This is a genomic window from Sphingopyxis sp. UBA6723, from assembly GCF_002454115.1.
Lineage (GTDB): Bacteria > Pseudomonadota > Alphaproteobacteria > Sphingomonadales > Sphingomonadaceae > Sphingopyxis.
The window spans coordinates 208-9715 of sequence record NZ_DKIH01000007.1 but is presented as its reverse complement, the minus strand read 5'-3'; the positions used below and the strand labels follow the sequence as shown (position 1 = coordinate 9715).

Below are 9508 nucleotides of genomic sequence, written 5' to 3'. Positions count from 1 at the left end.
CCCCTGAAGGGGAGGGGGGAGTCTCGGACAATATCCGCACCGCGACCAACCTGCTCACCGGGATCAGCGACACGCCGCGGCTCGATGCCGAACTGCTGATGGCGCATGCGCTGGGGGTCGAGCGGCAGGATGTGTTGCTCGATCCGGCGCGGTATGACGTGCCCGAACTTTACGCGCATCTGATCGCCCGCCGCATGGCGCATGAGCCGATCGCCTATATTGTCGGTTATCGCGATTTCTGGACGCTGCGGATCGCGGTGGGGCCCGGGGTGCTGATCCCGCGCCCCGACAGCGAAACACTGGTCGAAGCATGCCTCGACCTCGCCCGCGAACGCGGCGCGGGGTGGCCGTCGCGGGTGCTCGATCTGGGCACAGGACCGGGGACTTTGCTGCTCGCCGTGCTCGGCGAGTTTCCGGCGGCCACGGGGCTGGGTGTCGATATATCCGAACAGGCGCTGGCCTATGCGCGCGACAATGCCGAGGAGCTGGGCATGGCCAGTCGCACTGTCTTTCAGTCGGGCGACTGGACCGCGGGCATCGACGGCCGCTTCGACCTGATCCTTTGCAACCCGCCCTATATTGGCGACGACGAACAGCTGATGCCCGACGTCGCCGATCACGAGCCCGCGGGCGCGCTGTTTGCCGGTGCCGACGGGCTCGACGATTACCGCCGCATCATCCCCCAACTCCCGCGCCTGCTGGTCCCCCGGGGCGTCGCGATCCTTGAAATCGGCGCCACCCAGCATATCTCGATCCGGCAACTCGCTGAAGCGGCGGGATTCGCCGTCGCTTGCCGCCAGGATCTGGGTGGCCGCGACCGGGCGCTTTTGCTGACGCGCGCCTGACCGGCCCGCGCAAATATCGCTTGGTTTTCGCCGCAAAGCGGGTTAGGGGCCAGTCACAGACCCGGCTGGGGTACCTTTGGCGATGCACAAGCATCGATACTGGTCCGGCGGATCTGCTTCCCACTTACGATGTTCGTACCGGGCCTTGGTCCAGACGAGCGGTAAAGGGCAAGAACCGCGCATGGCGCGCGGGCACGACGCGTCAACAGCGCGATCGGCCAAAAGGGGTTGGCTTAGCTTATTTAGCTTTTCGACAGGATGTCTCAGTTGAACATGAACAACCGCCAAAGCGGTCGCCGTCGCGGCCGCAACAATAACAACAGCAACAACAATAGCCGCCCGCAATCGGGTGGCCGCGGCGGGGTCGATCAGGCCAATCGCATCGACAGCCGGGCGCGCGGCAATGGCGCCCAGATGATCGAGAAATACCGCAATCTGGCACGCGATGCGCAGCTGGCCGGGGACCGGGTCCAGACCGAATATTACCTCCAGTTCGCCGATCATTATTTCCGCGTCGTGAGCGATTTCCGCATCCGTCAGGAAGAAAAGAACGCGCAGAACGGTCAGGATCGCGGCCAGGACCGCCAGCGCGAAATTCGCGGCGTCGAAGATTTCGACGGCCATGACGACAGCGATCTGGATCTGGACGCCGACCGCGACGACAATGCCGACAGCGATCGCGGTGAACGCAATGATCGCGGCGACCGCAACGACCGCAACGACCGTAATGAACGCAGCGATCGGAATGACCGCGCTGACCGCAACGATCGTCCCGAGCGCAGCCAGCGCGAAGCGCGCGGCAATCGCGACACGCGCAGCGACCGTGACGACGATAATCGCGGCAACCGCCCGCCGCAGGAGCGCCCGCGCCGCGACCGCGACGATGTCCGCAGCGACGGTCGCAACAATGATGGCGACGACGCCGAAATCAACGTCGTCGAAACCGTCGCCGAGGAAGCCCCCGCACCGCGCACCAACCGCCGTAGCCCGCGCCGTCCGCGCACGGTCGAAGCCGACAGCAACGACGATGGCGGCAATGCCGGCATCGACACCGCGGTGCTGCCCCCGGCCATCGGCCGCCCCGAACGCAGCGTTGAAGCCGACGTCGACACCGACGGCGGCGACGAAGCGCCCGCCGCCAAGCCGCGCCGCACCCGCCGCACCTTGGCGACGCGCAGCACCGGCGTCGAAGCCGCCGAGTAACAGTACATCTTCGCGCTGGTCATTGACCGGCGCATGACATAGCCTCCCCGTAGTCACATCTGCGGGGAGGCTTTTTTATGCGCGCTTTGGCAAGGACTTGCGGGGCAGTGGTCGTCGCTGCTGTATTGGTGGGCCTCCCAGCTGCCGCGCAGGACGGAATGCCGGGCAACGCGCAGGGCGACGTCGCGGTCACCATCTATAACAATGGCCAGTCGCTGGTGCAGGACGAGCGCCAGCTCAGCGTCGCCGCAGGCCGCAACCGCATCGAATTTCCCGACGTATCGGCGCGTATCCGCCCCGAAACGGTGACGCTGTCGGGTCCGGGCATCGCCATCGTAGAACAGAATTTCGATTTCGACCTGCTCACCCCCGACAAGTTGATGGACAAGGCGGTCGGCCAGTCGATCACGCTGGTCCGCACCAATCCCGCGACCGGCGCCGAACGGACCGAGCGCGCCAAGGTGCTGGCCGCAAACGGCGGTATCGTGCTCCAGATCGGCGAACGGATCGNNGGTGCTGCGCGACGACGGCCTGCCGGTGCGCGCGGTGTTCGACCGCCTGCCGCCCAATTTGCGTGCGCGCCCGACCTTGTCGGTGACGGTCGATGCCGCCAGCGCCGGGATCGTTCCGACGCGGCTGTCGTACCTGACGCCCAATCTGGGTTGGACCGCCGATTATGTCGCGCTATTCGATGCCGCAAAGGGCGCGATGGACATTCAGGGCTGGGTGACGCTGACCAACAGCACAGGGACGACCTTTGCCAATGCGCGCACCTTGCTCGTGGCGGGCAATCCGGGCGGCGGCGGCGGCTTCCGCCGCATTACCGGCGCGATGGATGCGGCGGGGACCGAAAGCAACGACCGTGAGCGGCTCGGCGACTATTATCTTTATCCGCTCGCCGCCCGCACGACGATCGCCAATGCCCAGCAGAAACAGGTGAGCTTCCTCGATGTCAAAGGCGCGCCCGCACAATCGACCTATGAATATGTCAATCGCTGGCTGGGCAGCAGCACCGAAGCGGTGAGCACCGCCAGCGTGCTGCGTTTCTCGACCTCACGCCAAGGCGGATTGGGCGATCAGCTGCCCGCCGGGACGATCCGCGTATATATGCGCGACGCGCGCGGCGACCCGCAGTTCATCGGCGAAAACAGTATCGGCCACACCCCGGTGGGATCGGCGATGTCGCTGCGCACCGGCGACGCCTTTGACGTGAAGGTCCAGCCAACAGTGGTGTCGCGCACCCGCAAGGGCGATTCGCGCTGGGTGACCAAGATGAAATATACGATCACCAACGCGCGCCCGGCCCCGGTGACGGTGCTGCTGGCGCAGGACGGGCTCTATGGCGATGTGCGGATCAGCGACGAAAGCCTGAAGGGCGAGCGTATTTCCGCCGATCGCGTTGAATGGCAGGTGCCGGTGCCCGCCAATGGCAAGACCGACGTGACGGTCACTTTCGATACGCGTTACTGAGGCACACACGATGCGGGGCGCGCTCCTGCTGGCATGGATCGCGGCGCTGCTGGCGCCGGGGACGGCGCTTGCGCAGGCCGAACCGGGGACCGTCGTGTCGGCGAAAATCGACGATGCCGCGGTCACCGTCTATCGCGCGCCGAATCGCGGTCGCGGACCGATCAACCCGAATTGGCCGCAGGGTTTCGCCTTCATCACCGAAACGCGCACCTTTACCTTGCCCGCCGGGACATCGGTGGTGCGGTTCGAAGGCGTCGCCGAGGGGCTGCTTCCCGAAACAGCAGTGGTCAGCGGTCTGCCCGACGGGGTTATCGAAAAGAATCGCGACGCGCGGCTGCTGTCGCCCGCGGGGCTGGTCGATGCCTATCTGAAGCGCAGCGTGACCTTGCGCCGCACCAACCGCGCCACTGGCAAGGTCGTCGAGCAGGAAGCGGTGATACAGGCTGGTCCGAACGGCGGCGTGATCGTGCAAAATGCGGCGGGCGGATATGAGGCGCTTGCCTGTTCGGGTCTTCCCGAACGCATGCTCTATCCGCGCGTGCCAAAGGATCTCTCGGCCAAGCCGACGCTGTCAGTGCTGGTCGAGAGCCGGGCGGCGCGGACGGTGACGGTGCAACTGCTCTATCTCGCTGAGGGCTTCGACTGGGCGGCCAATTATGTTGCCGACCGCGGATCCGACGGCAAGACGCTGGGGCTGACCGNNNNGCTGGATCACGGTTGCGAATGGCGGCGTCACCAGCTTTCCTGGCGCGCAGCTTAACGTCATCGCGGGGCGGTTGAACAAGGTGTACAGCCCGCCGCTGCCGCGCAGCAGCCCGGGACCGTTGATTCTGAAATGCTGGCCGATGGATATCNNCCCGCTGTGGGAATTGCCGCCGATCGTCGAGATCGAAAGCCTTGATGAATATGCGGCGGAGGATGTGGTCGTTACCGGCAGTCGCATCAATCGGCGCGAGATGCTGATGTACGCCTCGGTGGCCGCTCCCGCCCCGCCGCCACCCCCGCCACCGCCAGCCGAGGATCTGGGCGATCTCAAATTCTACCGCGTCCCGTTCCGCGTCGATGTGACGGCGAAGGGACAGAAGCAGGTCGCGTTGCTGGCCAAAGACAAAGTGGCGGTCGAGCAGCTCTATGCCGCAACGCTTTACCAGAACAGCCAGCCGCAACCGCTGATGATGCGGCTGCGCGTTCAGAACCGCGAAGCCGATGGGCTGGGGCTCGCGCTGCCCGCTGGGACCGCGGCGGTGTTCGAGAGCGTTGGCGGTCAGCGCCTGCTCGTCGGCGAGGCGGCAATCGGCGACAAGGCCAAGGATGAGCGGGTCGATTATGACATAGGGCAAAGTCCGGCCGTACAGTTTCGCGCGGTGGTCAGGGACCGCGATAACAAAGGCGAATATCAGACGTGGGAAGTGGCACTCACCAACGCGCGGCCGTTCGACGCCGAGGTCGAGATGCTGATCCCCTTCGCGATCGACCCGCCGCCCGAGGGGTGGGAAAGGCGCGGCAGCAGCTGGGTCTGGCGGGTGCGCGTGCCTGCCAATGACAGCCTGACGCAAAGCTTTCGTCAGAAACTGAAAGGCGATTGATTCGTCGCCCGCGCCGGGGTCAGACTGGCGGCAACGCCCGCGGCCGGTGATTTTCATCGAGCGCGACAAAGGTGAACAGCCCGCCGGTGACCTTGACCTCTTCCTGTCCGCGCCCGCGAGTCGCGATCACCTCGATGCGGATGCCCATCGACGTGCGCCCGCGCCGTTCGAGATGGGCATAGACCGAGATGATGTCGCGCAAGAGGATCGGTGCAATGAACTCCATCGCCTCGATGGCGACGGTTGCGGTCGGGCCTTGCGCGATGCGCGCGGCGACGATGCCGCCGGCGATGTCCATCTGGCTGAGCACCCAGCCGCCAAAGATGTGGCCGTTGCTATTGATATCGGCAGGAGCGGGGACAACGCGCAGGATCGGGTCGCGGCGGGCGTCGGACGGATTGCTATCGGTCATGGTTCATATCCGGATCATTCTCGAACGGGTCTTCGATGGCTTCGTCATGCCCGCTGCCGCTCGACAGAAAGACGAGCCCCATCAGCGCCGCGCCGAGCATCACCGACAGGCCGACTCCGGCGGCGGTGGCGATGATCATATGGATGCTCAGCGCCTCGCCCATGCTGAAACGCAGCCAGCCGAGCGCGCCAACGACCGCAATCAGCGACACCAGCACCATGCCGCGCATCAAGCGGCGATAGCGCGCCCAGGCGATTTTCGCGGTGGCGTCCTTGTCGAGCGGGGAGGGTTTGACCATCGCGCCTCCATGAACCAAGCGGGGACCAAGGCCAAGCGCGAATGGAATGCGGCCAGATGTTTCGGCTTTGCCGCGAATCATGATAGGCTTGATATCCAGAGAATCGACATGGGGAGCGGCAAGGCATGACGATCGGAGCGATCCTTCACGGGCGCACAGGCCCGGTAATTTCGGCGCGCAAGGAAGACACGGTGCGCGCGGTGCTCGACCTGCTCGCCCAGCACCGGATCGGTGCGGTGCCGGTGATGGAGGGCGACGCGATCGTCGGCATCTTTTCCGAACGCGATCTGGTCCGCCTGATGTCCTCCTATGGTCCCGAGGCGCTGGACCGCAAACTCGACGAGGTGATGACCAAATCGCCGGTCACCTGCGAACCGTCGACCGCGGTCATGGGCGCGCTGTCGCAGATGACGCAGCGTCGCATTCGCCATTTGCCGGTGGTCGAAGGCGGACGGCTGGTGGGATTCGTTTCGATCGGCGATCTGGTCAAATATCGCATCGACCGCATCGAGGCCGAGGCCGCGGCGATGCGCGACTATATCGCGTCCTGAGCCGCCGCATCGACGGCCGGAGGCTGGCGGCGGACGACCAGGCGCATGACCTCGGCGATCGCGTCGCGTTCGAGCAGCCAGAGCAGGCTGCCGTATAGTCCTATCCCCAAAGCGACGAGGGCGACCAGCCGAAGCGGCGCGGCGATTCCGAGCGGCGCCATCATCTGCGCCGCGACGCCGACCCCGATTGCCATCGCCAACGCCGGAGTGAGGCCCGGCAACATCGCGCGCGCAACCTCCCAAACCGACACCCCGATCAGCGGCGCCGACCGGTATGCGGTGATGAGAAGCAAGAGCGGCGCGGCGACCAGCCATGCCCACGCCATGCCGATCAATCCCCATTGCGCGCCGATCAGAAAAGCCGTGGGAAAGATGATCGCGCCGCTCAGCGCGTTGCCCATCGCCAGCGACGGTTTGCCGAGCGCATTGGCCAGCGGCGCGAACAGGATCTGCACCGTCATCAGCATCAGCGCGAGCGCGATGATCTGGATATACGGCACCATGCCAAGCCATTTCGCCCCGAACACCGTTTCGACCATCGGCGCGGCGGTCACCGCCAGCCCGCAATAAAAGGGCGCGGCGACCAGCGTCAGCAGCCGCACGGTTTTCAGGAAACTCCAGCGCACCGCGTCGGGGTCGTGCTTGATCCGCGCATAGGCGGGAAACGCGACCTCGTTCAGCGGCGGCACGAACTTGGCCATGAAGATCTGCGCGAGGAACAGCGCTTCGGCGTAAAGGCCCAGCGCGTGCGGGTCGAACCGGCTGCCCGCGATCAGGATGTCGGACTGACTTTGCACAAGCCAGAACAGCTGGCTGAACAAGATGGCCGACCCGAAACCGATGATCTGGCCGCAGCCCCTGAAATTGAAACTGGGCCACACCAGCAGCCGCGCGACGATCGTCAGCCCGATCGCGCGCGTCCAGAACAAAGCGATCGGCGCATAGACCAAAGTCCACACGCCATAACCCGCCAGCGCGCACGCCAGCGCGGTGCCCGCCCCCGCCAGTGCGGCGAACAGATTGACCACCGCCTGCCGCCGAAAATCGAGCGCGCGGCTCATGATCACTTCGGGCAGCGCGATAAACGGGGTGGCGAGGAATATCAGCGCTTGGACCCTCAGCAGATCGGCCACGATCGGCTGGCCATAATAGGCCGCGGCGATGGGGGCGCCAAAAAACTGGATCGCTGCAAGCATCGCGTTGAGCAAGAGCAGCAGGCCGAACGCCTGGCGGAGCCGGAACGGATCGACCGTATCGGACTGGACCAGCGCGCTGGCGAAGCCCCAGCCATTGAGGAAAGCGAGAAACGCCAGCACCACCTGCGTCATTGCAAACAGCCCGTAATCGGCCGGATCGAGCAGCCGAATCACCATCAGCGTCGAAGACCAGGTGATGATCTGCGCCAATATCTGGCTCCCCGACCGCCAGATCACCGCCGAGCGGACGCGATCGCCGAATTTCGCCGTATCGACCTTGCCATCCTGACCGTCAAAATCGCTCAAACGCGCTGTACCTGTCCCTGTGCGGCGCCGCGTGCCGGGCGGCGACGGCTCGATCCCTGGTGGCGATGTTGGCGCCAAGCCAACATCGGTGGCGCCAGCCACGGACAGACATTCCATAGAAGGAAGGCCGCGGACCACAATGGGTTGTTCAGATATTGGCGCCGGGCGCGTAATGTCGCCAGTCCGATCCGGACATCGCCGGCAATGACCGCTGCAAAGGCTTCTTCGACATCGAGTCGTTCCAGCTGGCCGCGCCGCACCGCTTCGGCAACCGCTGCGTCGTGGCTGCCCGGCATTGCGGCGATGACCTTGTCATAGACGCGGATATTGCCGCGGATATTCCGCAGCAGGCTGACCGAAGCCGACCGCGGACGGACGCGATAGTCAGCCAGCACCGAATCGACATAGCGGACATGCCCGCCGTCCATCAGCAGTCGAACCCACAGGTCGAAATCCTCCGAATTCGTCATAAGTGTGTCAAAGCCACCGATGCGCTCGAACGCCGCGCGGCGAAAGGTGGCGCCGATATAGATCATGAAGCGCCGGTCTAGCACATCGGCCAGGCTGGCGGTCGCGCTGCGGTTCTGATCGTCGCCGACCACCAGCTCTTCTTTCGCCACCGCGCCAAACACGCGCGCATTGCACGCGGCGATCGTCGCTCCCGGATCCGCGTTCATCGCTGCGACCATCGCCGTCAGATATTCGGGCCGATACAGATCGTCACCGTCGAGCAGCGCGATCAGCGGTGCGCGGCTTTCCGCGATCGCATGATTGCGGGCGGCCGACACGCCGCGATTCGGCGTCGTCAGAAACCGGATGCGCCCATCGGCCAGATACGGATGCACCGCGCCCGCGACATCATCAGGCGCGCCATCGTCAATCACGATCGCTTCCCAATCGCTGAAATCCTGGGCGAGCAACGAATCGAGCGCCTCGCCCAACAGGTGCGCGACCCCATAGGCGGGAACGATTACGGAAATCTGGGGCAAGGGCTGGTCACGATAGCGGGTCATTGCGGGCGTCCTAGCATGGATCCGCTAATCTTTGGTGAGTCGAACATGCCAACGCCTCGATTTTGCGGCGCTTTTCGCCGTCGAGCAGCTCGACTCGATGCCGCAATTCGCCAAATAGCAACGGAACGATCCCATGCCCCGGCGCGGCGCTGGCAACCGAAGTCGCCGCAATACTCCAGCATTTCCGCGGATTTTTCGGCCCAGTGAAACAAAATTGCAAAAAGGTTGTTGACGCGAATCGATGACCGGCTTAGAGGCCTGTTCACCGGACGGGGCGCGGCGGCAAACGCCACGCTCCAGCCGGTCGCCAACAGATACGGACAGATGTCCCCCGATAGCAATAGCGGGGAACGACAACTGTCCGCCATTTCTTGTCGGTGGCTCTTTGAAATTGTGATTGTCGATGAAGGGACATGTGGGCGGCGGCCCTGGGTCTGGCAGCTTTAGGGTGTCAGTAACTCAGGATAAAAAGCCAAGCCTGACCTACATGTCTAACACGTTTCCATTACGTGGGAGCGGCTCTTCGTTTGTCTGTGGTTCGCTACAGGTTGATGCAAGGGACCGTTCCAAATTTGTGTAGGCCAGGCTCCTTAAAATGAGCGGGTTTGCGAGGGAATTCCACCTTGGC

Annotated in this window: 7 protein-coding genes and 1 pseudogene; 4 read left to right on the top strand and 4 right to left on the bottom strand. The window is 64.5% G+C overall.

What is annotated here, in order from left to right:
* The 3 genes and pseudogenes from prmC to B4F07_RS05315 all read left to right on the top strand — a co-directional run.
* On the top strand, window positions 1–845 hold an 845-nt coding region (prmC, locus tag B4F07_RS05325), incomplete at its 5' end, for a peptide chain release factor N(5)-glutamine methyltransferase (RefSeq protein ID WP_349681312.1).
* A 273-nt stretch (window positions 846–1118) separates the two neighbouring features.
* Window positions 1119–2048 carry a DUF4167 domain-containing protein gene (locus tag B4F07_RS05320; RefSeq protein ID WP_293704588.1) on the top strand — a complete coding sequence of 310 codons (930 nt, stop codon included), beginning with the start codon at window positions 1119–1121 and terminating at the stop codon, window positions 2046–2048.
* A gap of 158 nt (window positions 2049–2206) precedes the next feature.
* Window positions 2207–3518: pseudogene (locus B4F07_RS05315) on the top strand (DUF4139 domain-containing protein).
* Between the two features lie 1605 nt (window positions 3519–5123).
* Here B4F07_RS05315 and B4F07_RS05305 read toward each other — a convergent pair.
* Together B4F07_RS05305 and B4F07_RS05300 are read right to left on the bottom strand one after the other, a co-directional pair.
* Window positions 5124–5516 (bottom strand): acyl-CoA thioesterase, encoded by a 393-nt coding sequence (locus B4F07_RS05305; protein WP_293704586.1) that lies wholly within the window; start codon window positions 5514–5516, stop codon window positions 5124–5126.
* Window positions 5506–5814 carry a hypothetical protein gene (locus B4F07_RS05300; protein ID WP_293704584.1) on the bottom strand — a complete coding sequence of 103 codons (309 nt, stop codon included), beginning with the start codon at window positions 5812–5814 and terminating at the stop codon, window positions 5506–5508. Before B4F07_RS05300 ends, B4F07_RS05305 begins: the two co-directional genes overlap by 11 nt.
* Before the next feature lie 125 nt (window positions 5815–5939).
* Between B4F07_RS05300 and B4F07_RS05295 the strand changes: the two genes are divergently transcribed.
* Window positions 5940–6365, top strand: a complete 426-nt coding sequence (locus B4F07_RS05295) for a CBS domain-containing protein (protein ID WP_293704582.1) — start codon at window positions 5940–5942, stop codon at window positions 6363–6365.
* Here the strand turns inward: B4F07_RS05295 and B4F07_RS05290 are convergent.
* Both B4F07_RS05290 and B4F07_RS05285 read right to left on the bottom strand, forming a co-directional pair.
* A complete protein-coding gene (locus B4F07_RS05290) occupies window positions 6350–7867 on the bottom strand; it encodes a lipopolysaccharide biosynthesis protein (protein ID WP_293704580.1) in 1518 nt (505 codons plus the stop codon). The genes B4F07_RS05295 and B4F07_RS05290 overlap by 16 nt on opposite strands.
* The gene (locus B4F07_RS05285) at window positions 7864–8880 is read right to left on the bottom strand and encodes a glycosyltransferase family 2 protein (RefSeq protein ID WP_293704578.1); all 1017 of its coding nucleotides are present in this window, start codon (window positions 8878–8880) and stop codon (window positions 7864–7866) included. The genes B4F07_RS05290 and B4F07_RS05285 overlap by 4 nt, the downstream gene beginning before the upstream one ends.
* Window positions 8881–9508: the final 628 nt, after the last annotated feature.